Source organism: Mesorhizobium sp. RCAM 06353, from assembly GCF_059683585.1.
In genome coordinates this window covers 1111181-1129052 of the sequence record NZ_CM185031.1, presented here as the reverse complement: position 1 = coordinate 1129052, position 17872 = coordinate 1111181, and the positions used below count along the sequence as shown (strand labels likewise).

The 17872-nt window shown below is 64.6% G+C and carries 14 protein-coding genes and 1 pseudogene; 9 read left to right on the top strand and 6 right to left on the bottom strand.

Going from position 1 to position 17872, the window contains the following annotated elements:
• Positions 1-6 precede the first annotated feature (6 nt).
• The 3 genes and pseudogenes from AC56QX_RS05165 (at position 7) to AC56QX_RS05155 (ending at position 3833) form a co-directional block, all read left to right on the top strand.
• Positions 7-1748 (top strand): annotated as a pseudogene (locus tag AC56QX_RS05165) (hydantoinase B/oxoprolinase family protein).
• Between the two features lie 124 nt (positions 1749-1872).
• Positions 1873-2649: an ABC transporter substrate-binding protein gene (locus AC56QX_RS05160; protein ID WP_497114077.1), complete on the top strand. Its 777-nt coding sequence runs from the start codon at positions 1873-1875 to the stop codon at positions 2647-2649.
• 53 nt (positions 2650-2702) lie between these two features.
• Positions 2703-3833, top strand: a complete 1131-nt coding sequence (locus AC56QX_RS05155) for an aminomethyl transferase family protein (protein WP_497114075.1) — start codon at positions 2703-2705, stop codon at positions 3831-3833.
• Positions 3834-4115: 282 nt separating this feature from the next.
• Here AC56QX_RS05155 and AC56QX_RS05150 read toward each other — a convergent pair whose 3' ends face one another.
• The 6 genes from AC56QX_RS05150 to AC56QX_RS05125 all read right to left on the bottom strand — a co-directional run bounded on the left by AC56QX_RS05150 (position 4116) and on the right by AC56QX_RS05125 (position 11249).
• Positions 4116-4772: a methionine ABC transporter permease gene (locus AC56QX_RS05150; RefSeq protein WP_497114073.1), complete on the bottom strand. Its 657-nt coding sequence runs from the start codon at positions 4770-4772 to the stop codon at positions 4116-4118.
• The gene (locus tag AC56QX_RS05145) at positions 4753-5850 is read right to left on the bottom strand and encodes a methionine ABC transporter ATP-binding protein (protein ID WP_497114072.1); all 1098 of its coding nucleotides are present in this window, start codon (positions 5848-5850) and stop codon (positions 4753-4755) included. Before AC56QX_RS05145 ends, AC56QX_RS05150 begins: the two co-directional genes overlap by 20 nt.
• Positions 5851-5940: 90 nt before the next feature.
• Positions 5941-6795, bottom strand: coding sequence for a MetQ/NlpA family lipoprotein (locus tag AC56QX_RS05140; protein ID WP_497114071.1), 855 nt, complete (start codon positions 6793-6795; stop codon positions 5941-5943).
• Positions 6796-7049: 254 nt separating this feature from the next.
• Positions 7050-8537 carry an aldehyde dehydrogenase gene (locus AC56QX_RS05135; protein WP_497114070.1) on the bottom strand — a complete coding sequence of 496 codons (1488 nt, stop codon included), beginning with the start codon at positions 8535-8537 and terminating at the stop codon, positions 7050-7052.
• A complete protein-coding gene (locus AC56QX_RS05130; RefSeq protein ID WP_497114069.1) occupies positions 8534-9733 on the bottom strand; it encodes a cytochrome P450 in 1200 nt (399 codons plus the stop codon). The genes AC56QX_RS05135 and AC56QX_RS05130 overlap by 4 nt, the downstream gene beginning before the upstream one ends.
• Before the next feature lie 67 nt (positions 9734-9800).
• A complete protein-coding gene (locus AC56QX_RS05125) occupies positions 9801-11249 on the bottom strand; it encodes an APC family permease (RefSeq protein ID WP_497114068.1) in 1449 nt (482 codons plus the stop codon).
• 173 nt (positions 11250-11422) lie between these two features.
• Between AC56QX_RS05125 and AC56QX_RS05120 the strand changes: the two genes are divergently transcribed.
• Genes AC56QX_RS05120 through AC56QX_RS05095 form a run of 6 tightly spaced genes read left to right on the top strand, consistent with a single transcriptional unit; the run spans position 11423 to position 17870 of the window.
• Positions 11423-12193, top strand: a complete 771-nt coding sequence (locus tag AC56QX_RS05120) for an IclR family transcriptional regulator (RefSeq protein WP_497114066.1) — start codon at positions 11423-11425, stop codon at positions 12191-12193.
• Positions 12193-13473: a Tm-1-like ATP-binding domain-containing protein gene (locus tag AC56QX_RS05115; RefSeq protein ID WP_497114064.1), complete on the top strand. Its 1281-nt coding sequence runs from the start codon at positions 12193-12195 to the stop codon at positions 13471-13473. The genes AC56QX_RS05120 and AC56QX_RS05115 overlap by 1 nt, the downstream gene beginning before the upstream one ends.
• An 8-nt stretch (positions 13474-13481) precedes the next feature.
• Entirely contained in the window at positions 13482-14138 is a 657-nt protein-coding gene (locus AC56QX_RS05110) for an HAD family hydrolase (RefSeq protein ID WP_497117687.1), read from the top strand.
• 21 nt (positions 14139-14159) lie between these two features.
• Complete coding sequence (locus AC56QX_RS05105; protein WP_497114063.1) at positions 14160-15509, top strand: aminotransferase class III-fold pyridoxal phosphate-dependent enzyme; 1350 nt, start codon at positions 14160-14162, stop codon at positions 15507-15509.
• Between the two features lie 37 nt (positions 15510-15546).
• Entirely contained in the window at positions 15547-16854 is a 1308-nt protein-coding gene (locus AC56QX_RS05100) for an aminotransferase class III-fold pyridoxal phosphate-dependent enzyme (protein WP_497114062.1), read from the top strand.
• The gene (locus AC56QX_RS05095; protein WP_497114061.1) at positions 16851-17870 is read left to right on the top strand and encodes a phosphotransferase enzyme family protein; all 1020 of its coding nucleotides are present in this window, start codon (positions 16851-16853) and stop codon (positions 17868-17870) included. The genes AC56QX_RS05100 and AC56QX_RS05095 overlap by 4 nt, the downstream gene beginning before the upstream one ends.
• The last annotated feature ends 2 nt before the right edge of the window (positions 17871-17872 follow it).

Here is a 17872-nt window from a genome sequence, read left to right as displayed (position 1 = left end):
ATTGATATGGCAAAGCTCGACGCCATCACGCTTTCGGTCCTTCAGGCTGCTTTGCAGCAGGTCTGCGACGAGATGGACCTCACCTTTTCCCGCGCCGCCTTCTCGCCTGTTATCGCCGAGGCCAATGACCGGTCCGACGGCATCTATTCGGCTGTCGATGGGTCGCTGATCGCGCAAGGCAGCCAGGGCTTGCCGGTGTTCGTCGGCGTCATGCAGTATTCGACCAGGACGGTGATCGAGATGATCGCCGACGGTCGCTGCCTGCCGCCGGAACCCGGCGACATCTACATCGTCAACGACCCCTATCTTGGCGGCACGCATCTGATGGATGTGCGCTTCGCCATGCCGGTTTACCGGGGGGAAAAATCTTCTGCTGGCTGTCCAACACCGGCCATTGGCCCGACATTGGCGGCTCTGTGCCGGGCGGCTTCTCGGCCTCGGCGACCGCGGTCGAGCAGGAAGGCCTGCGGCTGCCGCCGGTCAAACTGTTCAAGAAAGGCGTGCTCGATCCCGAGATCTACGCCATCATCTGCTCCAACATCCGCGTCGCCGACCAGCGCATCGGCGACATCAGGGCGCAGGCTGCCGCACTGCTGATCGGCCAGGACCGGCTCAATGGAATCCTGGATCGTTACGGTGACGAAACAGTGGTCGAGGCGATCGCCGAACTGCGCCGCCGCGCCGCCGAGCAGATGCGCGCCAACATCTCCGCCATTCCGGACGGCACCTATCATTCCAAGGCCTTTGTCGATTCCGACGGCGTGGTCAACGAGCCGCTGACCATCGCGCTCGCGGTGGAGAAGCAGGGCGATACGCTGACCTTCGATTTCACCGGCTCATCGAAACCTTGCGCCGGACCGATGAACAGCGTGCTGGCGACGACCCTGTCCTCGGTCTATCTCGCCATGCGCCACATCTTTCCGGATGTGCCGATCAGTGCCGGCGCTTTCGAGCCGCTGATCGTCAAGCGGCCGGAAGGCACCTTCCTCGACGCGAAGTATCCACGTCCGGTATCGGGCTGTGCGGCCGAAGTGTCGCAGCGCATCGCCGAGGCAGTGTTCGCGGCAATGGTGCAGGCGTTGCCGGACAAGGTGACGGCGGCTCCCGCCGGCTCCAGCGGCAATTTTGCTCTTGGCGGCAACGATCCGGCGCGGGGCCGCGACTACGTCATGTACCAGATCTCCGGTGGCGGCTATGGCGGCAATTCGGGCCATGACGGCCTGACCAATGGCTGCTCGACCATCGGCATCTCCAAATCGCCGCCGGTCGAGATCATGGAGCAGGCCTTTCCCGTCCTTTATCGCCACTACGCCTTGCGCGAAGGCTCCGGCGGCGCCGGCAAGCATCGCGGCGGCTTTGGCCTCGCCTATGAGGTCGAGATCCTGCGCGGCGACGCCCGCGCCTCCTTCGTCATGGATCACGGCCGTTTCGGCCCGCAAGGCGCGCTTGGCGGCAGCGATGGCGCGGTCAACACGGTTACTGTTTTCCGCAATGGCGAGGAACATGTGCCGCCCCACCTCTCCAAGGAGCAGGACATCCCGCTGAAGGCCGGCGACCGCGTGCGCGTCGGCACGCCGGGCGGCGGCGGCTATGGCGATCCGCGCGAGCGTGACGCCGATCAGGTGCAGCGTGATGTGGCGCTGGGGTACTACACCTCAGAGGAAGCCAGCGACAAATTCGGTGTCATCTTGTCGGCCGACGGTCTCACAATTGACCGCAAGGCAACGGACAGGCAGCGCGCCGGCTAAACACCGCCATTCGCCATGGCGCGGATCGTTCACCGCGCCGTGATCGCCGCAGCACATGTCGTTTCCGTCTCTGCCGCACGCATGGAAGCCCGTAGACTTCTCGTCCTCAACGGGGATCTGGAACATGCGTCTTTTCGGTCGTTTCGTGCTTGCCGCTTCCGTCGCCCTCACATTTGCCACCGGTGCCGCTTCCGCTCAGGACAAGAAGCTCAGGATCGGCACCGAGGGCGCCTATCCGCCCTTCAACTACGCCAGTGCCGACGGCACGCTGGGCGGCTTCGACATCGATCTCGGCAAGGCGCTGTGCGCTGAGATGAAGGCCGAATGCGAATTCATCGTGCAGGATTTCGACGGTTCTATTCCCGCACTCCAGGCCGGCAAGTTTGATGCCATCATCAACATCACCATCACGCCGGAGCGAGCCGAGAAGGTCGAGTTCACCCACAAATACTACCAGACGCCGCCGGCCATCGCCGTGCCGAAGGACTCGACCATTGCAGGCACCTCGCCGGACGATTTGAAAGGCAAGGCGCTCGGCGTGCAGACCGCCACCATCCATCAGAAATTCGCCGAGCAGAAATATGCGGGCTCGACCGTCAAGGCCTATCCGACCGGCGATGACGCCCGCACCGACATGGCCAATGGCCGCCTCGATGCGATGATGGATGGCTCGATCATCCTGACCGAATGGCTGAAGAAGCCCGACGGCGCCTGCTGCAAGTTGCTAGGCACGCTGAGGGCCGATCCGGCCATTCACGGCCCCGGCGTCGGCATCGCGCTGCAGAAGGGCAATAAGGAACTGGCCGACAAGTTCAATGCCGCCATAGACGCGCTGCGCGCCAGCGGAAAATACAAGGAAATCAACGACAAGTATTTTGCGTTCGACGTCTACGGCAACTGAGACCGACAACAAATGCCTTCCGGCAGCGCTGCTTGGCGCTGCCGTTTTCATGAATGATGGAGACCTTCTTGGCTGAGCGGCGTTCCCCCTTCTACAGCAGCATCGTCAGTCTCGGCGCGACCATGGGTCGGGTCGGCGGCGATTTCATCTCGGCCAAATACTATTCCGGCATCGCCGACGAGCACCTGAACACCCGCGAAAATGTCGGCGTGCAGGACCTCAGCACCATGGGCAAGATGGACATTAAGGGGCCGGACGCCGAGGCGCTGGTCAACCATGTCATCGTCAACGATGCCGCCGCGATGAAGCCGGGCCAGGTCCGCTACTCCACCATCTGCCGCGAGGATGGCGGCATCATGGACGACCTCACCGTGTTCCGGCCGGCGCCGGAGCATTTCATGCTGGTCACCGGCTCGGTCAATCGCCTGAAGATGCTGCCCTGGCTGCAGCACCATGCGGAAGGGCGTAAGGCCTATGTCACCGACATCACCGCCGCCGTTGCCTTCCCGACCATCCAGGGCCCGCGCTCGCGCGACCTGTTGAAAGCGCTGGTCAGGGATGCCGATCTCGACGGTTTGAAGCGCTGGGCGTTCACCTCAGGCCAGATCAACGGCACAAGGGTGCTGATCTCGCGCACCGGCGTGACCGGTGAACTCGGCTTCGAACTCTTCGTACCGGCCGACGAGGCGGCCTCGGTGTGGGATGCACTGATGCGGGCCGGCAAGGACTTCGGCCTGAAACCCTATGGCGTTCTGGCGATGTTCACGCTTGGCCTGGAGAAAGCCTATCCGGCGCACGGCATCGACATGGACGAGACCCGCACGCCGTTCCATGTCGGCCTCGACCGCTGGATCAAGTTCGACAAGGGCGATTTCATCGGCCGCGAAGCCCTGCTCAAGATCCGCGACAAGGGCCTCGACGAGCGCTGGACCGGGCTGATCTTGGACGGCGACAAACCAGCTGAAACGGATGCGCGCGTGCTGGCCGATGGCGAGGATGCCGGTGTCGTCACCTACAGCGACCACGGCTATTCGCTCGGCAAGGTGCTGGTCACCGCACATCTGCGGCTACCGTTCACCGCTGTCGGCACCGAGCTGAGCATCGCTGTCGATGGCAAGCCGACGCGTGCGGTCGTGGCGCCGATGCCATTCTTCGATCCGGAAGGGGCGAGGTTGCGGGCTTAGCTCGGTTTGCTCCAACGGGCCGTATGCCTCGATAATTAGCCGAAACACCCACCGCTTCGTCATCCACGGGCGGAGCAAGGAGCGAAGCGACGCGGCGCAGACCCGAGGATCCATGCCGCGACTCCAACGCGTCACGAGGGTGCCGAATTCTGCTCCGCTGCACTCTTCGGCCCAAGTTGCGGCATGGATCCTCGGGTCTCCGCGACGCCGCTTCGCGGCTGCTACGCCCGTGGATGACGAAGTTGAGGGTGGCCCGTCTAACCTCAAATATTCAGCCGGGCCTCACCCCCGCCGGTCCAACCTCGCCACCAGCCGGTCACCCACCCACTGGATGCCGCAGACCAGGATGATCAGCACGATCACCACCGCCACCATCACCGATGTCTCAAACCGCTGATAGCCGTAGCGAATCGCGAGATCGCCCAACCCGCCGGCGCCGATGGCTCCGGCCATGGCCGAGGCGCCGATCAGCGTCACCAGCGTCACCGTGAAGCCGGCGACGATGCCGGGCAGGGCTTCCGGAACCAGCACCTCGCGGATGATCGTCCAGCGGTTGCCGCCCATGGCGCGCGCCGCTTCGATCAGGCCGTGGTCGACCTCGCGCAGCGACACTTCGGCGATGCGCGCATAGTAGGGCGTGGCCGCGATCGACAGCGGCACGATGGCCGCCCATGTGCCGATCGACGTACCGACGATCAGCCGCGTCAGCGGGATCAGCGCCACCAAAAGGATGATGAACGGCACCGAGCGGAAGCCGTTGATGATTGCCCCGAGCGCGCGGTTGACCCACAGGCTTTCGGCGATGCCGCCGCGTTCGGTTGATATCAAGGCCAGCCCGAGCGGCAGGCCGAAGACCAGCGAGATCAGGCCGGAGGCGGCCGTCATCAGCACCGTCTCCCAGATCGAACGCAGCAGAAGTTCAAACAGGATTGGCGACATGGCCAAGCACCTCCACCCGCGCCTGGCGGGCCTTCAGAAATGTCACGATTTCAGCGAGATGGCTTGCGTCGCTGCCGGGAACGGAGAGAAAAAGCGTGCCGACGGGCTGCTGCTGGATATGGTCGATGCCGCCATGGACGAGGCGGAAGGCGCCCGGAACGGCCACGGCAAGGTCGGACAGCAGCGGGCCGCTTGCCGCGTCGCCGGCAACGTCGATGCGCAGGATCGTCTCCGCCCCGGCTTCCGGCAGCAGCCGCGCCGCAAGCTCGGCCGGCAGTTGTGGCCTAATAGCGCCGAGCAGGCTTTTGGTGATGTCCGACTGTGGGTTGGCAAACACCGACCAGACAGGCCCCCCCTCGACAATCCGTCCGGCATCGATCACCGCAACGCGGTCGGCGATCGAGCGGATCACCTCCATCTCGTGGGTGATCAAAAGGATGGTCAGGCCAAGCTGCCGGTTGATGCCTTTCAGCAAGGCAAGAATGGAGCGCGTCGTCTCCGGGTCGAGCGCCGATGTCGCTTCGTCCGACAACAGCAGCGCCGGCCGGGCAGCAAGCGCCCGGGCGATGCCGACGCGCTGCTTCTGGCCGCCGGACAGCGATGCAGGATAGGCTTCTGCCTTCTCCGACAGCCCGACAAGCTCGAGCAGCTCTGCCGCCCGTGCCAGCCGCTCTGCCTTCGGGCGCCCCTCGATCTTCAGCGGCAGCGCCACATTGTCCTTGACCGTCTTGGCCGACAGCAGGTTGAAGTGCTGGAAGATCATGCCGATGCGCCGGCGCAGCGGTTGCAGGTCGCGCTCGCCGAGTCGGCTGATCTCGCGGCCCTCGATGAACACCTCGCCGGAATCCGGCCGCTCCAGTCCGTTCAGGCAGCGGATCAGCGTCGACTTGCCGGCGCCGCTGCGGCCGATAATGCCAAGGATCTCGCCCTTGCGCACAGTCAGCGAGATGCCGTCGATCGCCGGTGTCTGGCCGAAACGGCGTTTCAGATCGACAAGGCGCACCACGTCCTGCGACGAGTCGGGCCGGGCGTGGCTGGGATCGGCGATCTCCTGGGATGCCGTGATATGCTGGTTCATGCGGTTCCCTGTTCTCGCCATCCGAAAACGCAATTGCGGCCCGCGCTCAGACGCGGACCGCTACTGCTCTCGAACTGGACGTCCGGCGGATCAATAGGCGCTGAGGCCGGTGCCCTTGTAGACCTTGTCGAACTCGGCCTTCACCGCCTCGTTCTGGTAAGAAGCCACCAGCGTCTTCACCCAGGCTTCGTTCTCATTGCCGACTTTCACGGCGATGAAGTTGCGGTAGGGATTGTCGGCGATTGGCTCCTGCGCGATGCGGTTGTCCGGCGTCAGGCCGCTTTTCAGCGCCCAGTCGGTGTTGACCACGGCGGCATCGAGATCCTCTACAGAGCGGCCGACGATGCCGGCGTCAAGCTCCTTGATCTCGACCTTCTTGGGGTTTTCCGCGATGTCGGCGGTGGTGGCCAGAATGCCGGTGCCGTCCTTCAATTTGATCACGCCCTCATTTTGCAGCACGCGTAGCGCCCGGCCTTCATTGGACGGATCGTTCGGCACGCCGATGACCGCGCTCTCGGGCAGGTCGGCGACTGCTTTGTACTTCTTGGAGTAGAGGCCGATCGGCCAGACGCCGGTATAGCCGACGCGCACGATGTGATAGCCCTGCGTCTTGATCTGGTTGTCGAGATAGGGCTGGTGCTGGAAGGCGTTGGCGTCGATCTCGCCGCGCTCCAGCGCCTCGTTCGGCTGGGTGTAGTCGTTGAACACCACGGTCTCGATGGTCAGGCCCTTTTCGGCCGCCTGCGCGACCACGACCCGCCAGACATCCTCGTCCTCGCCGCTGATGATGCCGACCTTGATCGCCTTCTTGTCCTCGGCCAGGGAGGCCTGCGGCGCCATCAGGCTGCCGACCACGACCGCAGATGCGAACAGCAGTGCCAGGCCACTGCGCCGGTTCAGGGTTGACCAAAGGGAAGATGGCAAAGTGTTCTTGACGTCGGACATGGTTTGATCTCTGCGGTTGTGAAGTCATGGCAGCCGGGCGGATTGCCTAGGCTTGGTCACATCGTCAGGAATTCTATCGATTTTATCAAAGAACGTGTTTCGCCTTTGCCCCCGATGCCGGGAATATTCTCTCAAAAATTTCAAGACATGGAGCACAAGACGGCGCCGGACCGACCGCGGCGGGCCGCGGTCCGATCCTGCATGCCTTGGATGGGAAGATCAGATTCCGCGAAAGCCCAGCATCGCCGCCGGTCTCAAAGCGCGATCCACGCCGTCTTCAGCTCGAGGTATTTCTCCAGCGCGTGCGGCGACTTGTCGCGGCCGAAGCCGGACTGCTTGACGCCACCGAGCGGCACGGTGATGTCGGCGCCGCCATAGGTGTTGACGTGGACGACGCCGGCATGGATGGCGCGCACCATGCGATGCGCGGTGGAGAGGTTTGATGTCCACACCGCCGAGGCGAGACCGTAGACGGTGGAATTGGCAAGCCGCACGGCTTCCTCCTCGGTCTCGAAACGCATGACGCCAAGCACCGGCCCGAACACTTCTTCGCGCGCAAGCTGCATATCCTGCGTGACGTTCTCGAAGATCGTCGGCGCCATGTAGCTGCCGCCGGTCTCGGCCAGGATCCGTTCGCCGCCGGTGACCAGCCGGGCACCTTCTTCCGTGGCCTTGGCGACGAAGCCGAGATTCTTGTTCAGTTGCTCAGCGCTCGACACCGCGCCGACATCGCTGGCGAGATCCAAGGGATCGCCGACCTTCAGCCGCGTGGTCGCTGAGACAAGCTCCTCCATGAAGCGGTCATAGACCGAGGACTGAACGAGCAGGCGCGAACCGGCAACGCAGACCTGGCCGGAATTGCGAAAAATGCCGTTGGCCGAGACGACCGCGGCCTGCTTCAGGTCCGGAGCATCGGCAAAGACGATGTTGGGCGACTTACCGCCGAGTTCGAGGAAGACGCGTTTCAAATTGGAGCGTGCCGAGTATTCGAGCAGCCGGCGGCCAACCGGCCCCGAGCCGGTGAAGGCGATGGCGTCGACATCCATATGCAGGCCGAGCGCTTCGCCGGTGACGGCGCCCCGGCCGGTGACGACGTTGAGCACGCCGGCGGGCAGGCCGGCCTCGGCGGCGAGCTCCGCCAGCCGCAGCAGCGTCAGCGAGGCGATTTCCGGCGGCTTGACCACCACGCAATTGCCGGCGGCAAGAGCCGGCGCGATCTTCCAGGCACCGATCATCAGCGGAAAATTCCACGGCACGATGACGCCGACGACGCCGAGCGGTTCCTTGTGGATCAGCCCCAGAACATTCTCGGCCGTCGGCGCGATCTCGCCATAGACCTTGTCGATCGCCTCGGCGTAGTAGCGGATGGTGCCGGCGGCAGACAGCGGCTCGGCCTTGTAGGCCATGCCGATCTCGGTGCCGTTGTCGCGCACGCCCAGAACCGCCAGTTCGTCGACATGCTTTTCGATCAGTTCGGCGAGCCTGGTCAGCACCTTCTTGCGGAAGGCGGGGGCGGCACGCGACCAGGAACCTTTCTCGAACGCCTTGCGCGCCGATTTCACCGCGCGGTCGATATCGGCGGCATTGCCATCGGCGATGCTGGCGAAGGCGCGGCCGTCGATTGGCGAAATGACAGGCAGCGTCGCGCCGGTTATTCCCTGGGATTGTTCGCCATCGATGAACAGGCCGCGCGCGCCGATCTCCGTCTTGCGCAGCGTGTCGATGGCATTTTGACTGATCATGGGGAACCGGCTCCGAAACTGACATGCAATGTGGTTGGCGCCCGGAACTCCCAGCCGCGGAACACCGGTTCCTTGCCGGGCACCAGGCCAAGATCGGGGAATCGCTCAAGCAGCAGCCTTACCGCGAGGCACATCTGCTCGCGCGCGAAAAACCGGCCGGAACAGAAATGATGGCCGAAGCCGAAAGCGGCGTGGTTGCCTTCGTCGCGGTTGATGTCGAAGCGGTCGGGATCGGCAAAGCGGCTCTCGTCGCGGCTGGCGGAGGGGACCAGTGCGGCCACCGGCGCGCCGGCGGGGATCGTCGCCCCGCCGATCTCGACCGCGCGTGTCGTTTCGCGCGTCTGCGTTCCGATCGGCGCCACCCAGCGCAGGCCTTCATCGACAGCTTTGGGCACGAAGGTCGCGGGGTCGTCGAGCACCTGCCGCAACTGGTCGGGGTTCCGCAGCAGGCCGACAAGGATCGAGCCGGCGCCATGGCCCGGCTCCTGCATGCCGCCGAGCAGGATGACCTTGATGGTCGGCATCAGGAAGTCGATCGGGCGCGTTTTGCCGTCCGGCATGCCGTCATGCAGCATGTGCGACAGCGCGGAATCGTCAGGCTCGCGGGCGAGCCTTTCCAGCGTCGGCGTCACGGCATCGCCGACCTCGGCGCCGATAGCGTCGGCGATCTCCTGCCGCTTCGGGTCCTTCTCGAAATTGATGGCGCCCTGGGCGAGGCCGTAGAACCAGCGGCGCAGCGTCGGCATGTCGATATCGGCAAGGCCGAGCGAGCGGGCCAGGCTGAGCGTCGACACCGGCTCGAAATAATCGGCCATCAGTTCGGCAGAGCCTTGGCTGGCGATCGCGTCGAGATAGGGCTCGGCGATCGAACGCACGAGATCGCCGGCATAGGAGGCGACGGTGCGTGGCCGGTATTTCGGGTCGACGCCCTGGCGAAGGTGCCTGTGGACCTCGCCATCGCTGGTCAGTATCGTCGGCTTGCCGAAGGAACGCTCGACGGGCGACACGCCCGCTCTGACGATTGCCGAGAAGATGTCGGGCGACTTCGCCACCAGTTCTACATCCTTCCAGCGGGTGACGAACCAGAGATTGACCGAGGGCACGAAGGCGACCGGCTCGCTGCGCCTCAGTTCGGCATAGATCGGGTAGGGATCCGCCTCCAGCGCCTCGACGGTGATATCTTCGGCAAAGCTCAAAGCCGCCACTCCCTTCACGGTGAGAAAGGCGGCGTGGCACGCCGCCCTCTCTCATCAAGTGTCTTGCTCAATCCTTCAGCGGCAGGCCGAGGCTTTCGAAGGCGACCGGGTCGCGGCTCCGTAAGGCGCCCGCCAGCAGCAGGCCGATCACCGCCGCGATCAGCACCAGCCCCGGCAGGAACACGCCGAGGAAGCCGCCGGCTCCCGACAGGCTGCCGAAATTGATGACGATCAGGTAGATGATGACGACAAAGGCGATGAAGGTCAGTCCCGGCAGGATGGTGGTCTTCACCGCGTTCTCTTGGCTGGACGGGTTGGCGCGGAAGTACATCACCACCGCAAGCGAGGCGACAGCCATCATGACGATGACGCCGAGCGTCGCGACATTGGTCAGCCAGGAAAACAGCGCCAGCACCGGGTCGAGGCCGAGCACGGCGAACAGGCCGACGACGACAGCCGCCAGCACGCTCTGGATCACCGAGGCGACATGCGGGCTCTGGTGCGCCGAATGCGTCACGCCGATCGACTGCGGCAAAAGCTTCTCGCGGCCCGAGACGTAGATGTAGCGGGCAACCGCATTGTGGAAGGCCAGCACGCCGGCAAACAGGCTCGACACGAACAGGATGCTCATCGCATGCGTCAGCAGCGTTCCGGCATAACGGTCGGACAATCCGAACAGGAAGGTCGTCGGGTCCTGCAAGCCTTGCAGCGACGGCAGCAATTTGTCGACGCCGGCGCCGACCGCCATCAGCCAGGCAGTGACCATGTAGAACACGCCGATCAGGATGACCGAGAAATAGGTGGCGCGCGGAATGGTGACCTTGGGGTCACGGGCTTCCTCGGCATAGATCGTCGTCGCCTCGAAGCCGATGAAGGCGGCAAAGCAGAACAGGATGGCGATGGCCGGCGCGCCCGACGTGATCTGGCTCCAACTGAACGGGGCGGCCGACAGGCCGCTGTCGCCGCCGGTCTTGAGGATCGTCAGATCGAGGATCAGCACCACGGCATATTCGCAGAGAACCAGCACCGTCAGGATCTTGGCCGACAGGTCGACCTGGCGGTAGCCGAGCACGGCGACAATGGCGATGGCGATGAAGCTCCACACCCACCAGGGCAGGTTGATGCCCCAGCCGGCGAACAGCCCGGAGGTCGCGGCGCCCAGCAAACCCATGACGCCGATCTGCATGGCATTGTAGGACAGGATGGCGATCAGCGCCGTGGCGCCGCCGGCGAGACCACCGAGGCCGCGCGCGGCATAGGCATAGAAGGCGCCGGCATTGCCGACATGGCGCGACATGGCGACATAGCCGACGGCGAACAGAAGCAGCAGCACCGTCACGATCAGATAGGTGCCGGCAAAGCCGGCGCCGTTGCCCATCAGCATGCCGAGCGGCGTGCCGCCGGCCAATGCCGTCAGCGGTGCCGCCGCCGAGATCACCATGAAGGTGATGGCGCCGACGCCAAGACTGTTCTTGCGCAGCCTGTTGGCCGGCGCCTGTTCCGAAACTGCGGTCATTGGTCCCTCCTGTTCGCGAACACCGTCGTCCGCCGGCCTCTTGGCCTGTCCCATACGCTCTGGATGTTGGTTCATTATTTGAACCATTATTTTGAATATAGACTTGCAAACAAAGCGGCTTCCTGTCAAGTTAATTCACACGTTAATTGATTGACCCGCGCTGGGAGGCAAATATGGGCACGGTCGGCAAAGCGATCTCGCTTCTGGAGCTGTTCACCGCGGCCGAGCCCGAGCTCGGTCTGACCGATCTGGCGCGCCGCTCGGGCTTCGACAAGGCGACGACGCGGCGGTTGCTAGTCGCCCTGACCGGCCATGGCTTTGTCGAGCAGGACGCCGGCACGCGGCATTACCGGCTGGGCGCCGGCCTGTCGCGGCTGGCGCGCATCCGCGAGGCCCGCTTCCCCTTCCTGCAGACCGCTGTGCCGCTGGTGCGGGATCTGGCCGGCATAACGGCCGAGACCGTACATCTGTCGGAATTCGGCACCGACAGGCTGGTTACCGTCCATGTCGAACATCCCGCCTGGGCAAATCGGGTCAACATCGATATCGGCCAGCTCCTGCCCCTGCATTCGACTGCGTCGGGCATCGCCTATCTGGCCTTTGCTAGGGATGAGGCCGTCCAGACATGCCTGGCGGGTCCGCTCGAAGCCTTCACGACGCATACGCTGATCGAGCCGGCCGCCATCTCCCGCTCCATGGCCGAGGCGCGTGAGCGCGGCTATTCGATCTGCGATCAGGGCCTGGAAGAAGGCGTCATCTCCGTCGCGGCGGCGATCCTCGCGGCGGACGGCTTTGCGCTCGGCACCATCGCCGTGGCGGCGCCGAAGGCCAGAACGACGCCGGCCGACATCACGCAACGAGGGCTTGCGGTCATGGCCACGGCACGGGAGATTTCGATGCGCCTCAATGGCGACAATTTGCAAACACTGAGGAGGCAGGCCTGATGTCTGCACAGACAACGCCCCGCATCCTGGTCATCGGCACCGGCGACACCAAGGCCGACGAACTGCTGTTCATGAAAGCATGCATCGAGGCATCGGGCGGCAGCGCCGTGATGATGGATGTCAGCGTTCTCGGCAATCCGCCCTACAGCCCCGATCACGACAAGCATGCCGTGGCGCGGGCCGTCGACGTGACAATCGAGGAGATCGTCACCAGCGGCGACGAGAACACCGCCATGACATTGATGGCCGGCGGCGCCGTGCAACTGGTGCGCAAGCTGCACGGGTATGGCGAGATCGACGCCTTCATCGCCATAGGAGGTTCGATGGGCACCGACCTGGCGCTCGACGTGGCGCTTTCCCTGCCGCTCGGCGTGCCGAAATTCGTCGTCTCGACCATCGCCTATTCGCACCTCATCCCGCCCGAGCGCGTCGCGCCGGACCTGATGATGATCCTCTGGGCCGGTGGGCTCTACGGTCTCAACTCGATCTGCAAGCTGGTCCTGTCTCAGGCTTGCGGCGCGGTTGTCGGCGCGGCCAGGATTGTGCTGGAGAGCCGCGCTTCGGCGCCGGTAACAGGCCCGACCATCGGCATGACTTCGCTCGGCAGTTCCTGCCTGCACTATATGAAGACGCTGAAGCCGGCGCTGGAGCGGCGCGGCTATGATGTCGCTGTCTTCCACACCACCGGAATGGGCGGCCGCGCCTTCGAATCGATCGCCGGCCAGGACCATTTCTGCGCCGTCTTCGACTTCAGCCTGCAGGAGATCACCAATCATCTGGCCGGTTCCGTCGTCAGCTCCGGCGCCGACCGCCTGGAAAATGCCGGCGCCCACGGCATCCCGCAGATCGCCGCGCCCGGCGCGGTCGACATGGTCGACCTGCCGACCTGGCAGGATTTGCCGGCTAAATTTTCCGAACGCCCGTTCCACGCCCACAACAGGCTGATCGCCTCGGTCACCGTCGATGCCGATGACCGCCGCAAGGTGGCCAGGACTATCGCGGCCAAGCTCGGCGCCTCGAAAGGGCGCTCCGCCTTCATCCTGCCTTCCCGGGGTATCCAGGAATGGGACATGCAGGGTGAGCCGCTCTATGAACCCGAAGCGCTTGCCGCCTTCGTCGATGAAATGCGCGAGGCCATTCCCGCCGGCGTCGAGTTCCACGAGATCGACGCCCACATCAACAGCGACGATTTTGTCAGCAAGGCGCTGGAAATCTTCGACCGCTGGGTCGAGGAAGGCATCATTCCGCGTGGCATGCCGGCCAAGGGAGTGGCCGCGTGAGCGCTCCCGTGGCCCAGGCGCTTGTCCTAGATTTCGGCGGCGTCGTCACCCGCACGCTATTCGAAACCCATGCCTTGACCGAACAGGCGCTCGGCTTGAAGCCCGGCACGCTGCAATGGCGCGGGCCGTTCGATCCGGACAGCGACCCGCTGTGGCGCTCCATGCAGGCCGACGAGATCAGTGAACGCGACTATTGGCGCAGCCGCACCTGCGAGGTCGGCCGGCTCGTCGGCGAGGACTGGCAGGCGATGGAAACCTTCGTCCAGCGCGCGCGTGGCGCCGAGCCGGACAAGGTGGTGCGGCCGGAAGCCGACCATGCTATCCGCGCCGTCCATGCCGCCGGCTTTCGGCTGGCGATCCTGTCCAACGAGCTCGATCTGTTCTACGGCGCCGGCTTTCGCCAAAAACTGCCGCTGCTCGGCCTGTTTCACCTGATCGTCGACGCCACCTACACCGGCATCCTCAAGCCCGATCCGCGCGCCTATGCCTTCGTCACCGAAGCACTCGGCTTGCCTGCCGGTGCCTGCGTGTTCGTCGACGACCAGCAGCGCAATGTCGATGGCGGCCGTGCCGCCGGCATGCGCACGGTGCATTTCGACGTCGCCCGGCCGGCGCTCTCCTATGCCGAAGCCCTTGCCCATTTCGACCTCGTCCCAGTTGCCTGAGACCATTTGCGGAGCCTTGTCATGCGCGACATCAATTTCCTCACCGAGACCAACGCCAAGCCGATCTGGCATCCGATGGCGCATCCGGCCGAGATGCGGGCCAATCCGCCGAAGGTGATCATGAAAGGCGAGGGCGTCATGGTCACCGACATCGCCGGCAACACCGTGCTCGACGCCGTCGGCGGCCTGTGGAACGTCAATCTCGGCTACAGCTGCGACCCGATCAAGAAGGCGATTGCCGACCAGCTTGGCGCGTTGCCTTACTATTCCGGCTTTCGCGGCACCTCGACCGGGCCGTCGATCGAGCTCGCCTACGAACTCGCCGAATGGTTCGCGCCGGAAGGCATGGTGCGGACCTTCTTCACCTCGGGCGGCTCGGATTCGGTCGAAACCGCGTTGCGGCTGGCGAGGCAATATTGGAAGATACGCGGCCAGGGCGACCGGACAAAATTCCTGGCGCTCAAGAAAGGCTATCACGGCACCCATTTCGGCGGCGCCTCGGTCAACGGCAACGCCAATTTCCGCCGCAACTACGAGCCGCTGCTGCCCGGCGTCTTCCACATTCCAGCCCCCTGGACCTTCCGCAATCCGTTCGACGAGACCGATCCGGCGCGGCTGGCCAAGCTCTGCGCCAAGGCGCTGGAGGACGAGATCGCCTTCCAGGGCGGTGACACCATCGCCGCTTTCATCATGGAGCCGGTGCTCGGCGCCGGCGGCGTCATTGTTCCGCACGAAAGCTTCATGCCGCTGGTGCGCGAGATCTGCGACCGCCACGAAATCCTGCTGATCGCCGACGAGGTGGTTACGGGCTTCGGCCGCACCGGCGCCTGGTCCGGTTCGCGGCTGACCGGCGTGAAGCCGGACTTCATGACCATCGCCAAGGCGATCACCTCGGGCTATTTCCCGCTCGGCGCGACCTTGATCGGTGGCAAGGTTGCCGACGTCTTCGAGGCCGACAAGACCAGTTTCGGCGCCATCGGCCATGGCTATACCTATTCCGGCCATCCGGTTGGTTGCGCGGCGGGTTTGGCGGCGCTCGCCGAGACCAAACGGCTTCGCCTGAACGAGAACGCCGTGGCACGCGGTGTCGAACTGGCGACCGTGTTGGAGGGGCTGAAGGCGAAGCACGCCATCGTTGGCGATGTCCGTTACAAGGGCCTGATGGCGGCGATCGAGCTGGTCTCGGATCGCGCGACGAAGAAACCCGCCGACAAGAAGACCATGGCCGTGGTTTCGGAAGCTGCCTACGAAGCCGGCGTCATGCTGCGCGTCTCCGGCAACAATATCATCCTGTCGCCCCCGCTGATCATCAGCGCCGCCGATGTCGCGAAGATCGGTGAGGCGATCGGTGCAGGCCTGGCGAAGGTCTGACGAGCCGGCCGATACAACGAGGTTTTGGGATCGACAGATGACACAATCGCAGAAGAAAATGACCGAGGAAGCGCTGGTTAGCCGGCGTTCCCGCCTGTTGGGTGCGAAATCGCAATTGTTCTATGACGAGCCCGTGCACCTGGTGCGCGGGGAAGGCGTCTGGCTCTACGATGCCGATGGCCGCAAATATCTCGATGCCTACAACAATGTCGCCCATGTCGGCCATTGCCACCCGCATGTGGTCGACGCCCTGTGCCGGCAGGCAAGCCTGCTCAACACCCACACGCGCTATCTGCACACCGCCATCCTCGACTATGTCGAGCGGCTGACCGCGAGTTTCGACGCCAGCCTGTCCACCGCCATCCTCACCTGCACCGGCAGCGAGGCCAACGATATCGCGCTGCGCATGGCGCAGGCGACATCAGGCCAGATGGGCATTATCGCCACCGACGCCACCTACCACGGCAATACCACGGCGGTTTCGCAGCTCTCAACCCGCATGCCGCCGGTCGGCGGCCGCGCTCCCTATGTCAGGCTGGTGCCGGCGCCCGACAGCTATCGCCATCCCGACGCGATGGCCAACGGCAAGGCGTTCGGCGACGCCGTGCGCGAAGCCATCGCCTCGCTGGCCAAGGACGGCATCGGCCTGTCCGGCATGATCCTGTGTCCATTGCTTGCCAATGAGGGCTTCCCGACGCTGCCCAGCGGCTTCTTCGACGACGCAGTGGCGGCCGTGCGCGAAGCTGGAGGGCTGGTCATCGCCGATGAAGTGCAGCCGGGCTTCGGCCGCACCGGCAGCCATTTCTGGGGCCATCAGCGCGCCGGCTTTGTTCCCGACATCGTCACCATGGGCAAGCCGATGGGCAACGGTCACCCAGTCGCCGCCGTCGTCACCACCACGGAAATCCTGGCGACCTTCCGCAACGCCTTCCGCTACTTCAACACCTTTGGCGGCAATCCGGTTTCCTGCGCCGTGGCCGACGCTGTCCTCGATGTCCTGGAACAGGAAAACCTTGTCGCCAACGCGCGAGATGTCGGCGCCTATGCACTCGGCCTGCTGCGGCCGCTGGCCGATCGCCATGACTGCATCGGCGAAGTCAGGGGCGCCGGCCTGTTCTTCGGCGCTGAGCTGGTCCGCGATCGCGAAACACGCGAACCCGCGCCTGATATCGCCGGGCGCGTCATCAACGCCATGCGTGACCGTGGCGTGCTGATGGGCAAGACCGGCATTCATGGCAATGTGCTGAAGATCCGCCCGCCCATGCCGTTTTCCCGCGCCAATGCCGAGCTGCTGATCGGCACGCTCGACGAAGTGCTTGGTGAAGTCGCCGGAGTGACGACGTGAACGCAGTGTCCGCGCGATCCGAGCCTGAGACGGCGGCTGACGTCACCAAGCTTGCCCGGCATGCGCTCGCCCATTGGGGCGTCCGCAACGCTGAACCGGAGCTGCTCAAATACCGCGAAAATGCGGTCTTCCGCGTCCGCTTGGCCGATGGCCGGCCGGCAGCCATGCGCATCCATCGGCTTGGCTATCACACGGATGCCGCGCTGCGCTCGGAACTGCAATGGATGGCCTTCCTGCAATCGGCCGGTGTCGCCACGCCATCCCCGGTCCCGACATTGAGCGGCGATCTGTTCGTGCCGGTCGGCATCGGCCCTGACACGCCGCGTCAGGTCGATTGTCTGAGCTGGCTCGAAGGCCGCGCCGTCGGCGCGCGCGGCGTGCCGCTCGGCTATTCGCCGCAACGGGCAAGGGACGTCTTCACCGCCATCGGCCGAACCATAGCGCGCATGCACAATGCCGCCGCCAGCTGGGCGCCGCCGCCGGACTTTGCCCGCCATGCCTGGGATTTCGACGGTTATTTCGGCCCGAACCCGACATGGGGCCGTTTCGAGACCTGCCCGTTTCTCGACAATGCCAATCGCGACCTGGTCCACCGTGCCCACAAGAAGGCGGTCGAAGCACTGTCACGGCATGAGCGCAGTGCGCGCAATTTCGGCCTGATCCATGCCGATCTGGTGCGCGAGAATGTGCTGCTCGACGGCGACAGTATCCAGATCATCGACTTCGACGATTTCGGCCACGGTTGGCACGCCTACGATCTTGCCGTTGCGCTCTACCAGAACCGCGAGGAGCCGATCTATCCGCTGATCGAGGCGGCGCTGCTTGACGGCTACCGGCGGGAGCGGGAACTGACGCAGCAGGATCTCGCGGCCTTGCCGCTGTTTTCCGCGTTGCGCGCCTTTGCGTTCCTTGGCTGGGTGCAGAGCCGCGTCGAGGGCGACATTACGAGGGATGCCGGCATGCGCATCTCGACCATCGCCGCCGGCGTGATGGCGGCCTATCTGCGCGGCGCGTGAGT

Coding starts and splice junctions, on each gene's coding strand:
- AC56QX_RS05160 (WP_497114077.1), top strand. CDS start 1,873: ATGCGTCTTTTCGGTCGTTTCGTGCTTGCCGCTTCCGTCGCCCTCACA.
- AC56QX_RS05155 (WP_497114075.1), top strand. CDS start 2,703: ATGATGGAGACCTTCTTGGCTGAGCGGCGTTCCCCCTTCTACAGCAGC.
- AC56QX_RS05150 (WP_497114073.1), bottom strand. CDS start 4,772: ATGTCGCCAATCCTGTTTGAACTTCTGCTGCGTTCGATCTGGGAGACG.
- AC56QX_RS05145 (WP_497114072.1), bottom strand. CDS start 5,850: ATGAACCAGCATATCACGGCATCCCAGGAGATCGCCGATCCCAGCCAC.
- AC56QX_RS05140 (WP_497114071.1), bottom strand. CDS start 6,795: ATGTCCGACGTCAAGAACACTTTGCCATCTTCCCTTTGGTCAACCCTG.
- AC56QX_RS05135 (WP_497114070.1), bottom strand. CDS start 8,537: ATGATCAGTCAAAATGCCATCGACACGCTGCGCAAGACGGAGATCGGC.
- AC56QX_RS05125 (WP_497114068.1), bottom strand. CDS start 11,249: ATGACCGCAGTTTCGGAACAGGCGCCGGCCAACAGGCTGCGCAAGAAC.
- AC56QX_RS05120 (WP_497114066.1), top strand. CDS start 11,423: ATGGGCACGGTCGGCAAAGCGATCTCGCTTCTGGAGCTGTTCACCGCG.
- AC56QX_RS05115 (WP_497114064.1), top strand. CDS start 12,193: ATGTCTGCACAGACAACGCCCCGCATCCTGGTCATCGGCACCGGCGAC.
- AC56QX_RS05105 (WP_497114063.1), top strand. CDS start 14,160: ATGCGCGACATCAATTTCCTCACCGAGACCAACGCCAAGCCGATCTGG.
- AC56QX_RS05100 (WP_497114062.1), top strand. CDS start 15,547: ATGACACAATCGCAGAAGAAAATGACCGAGGAAGCGCTGGTTAGCCGG.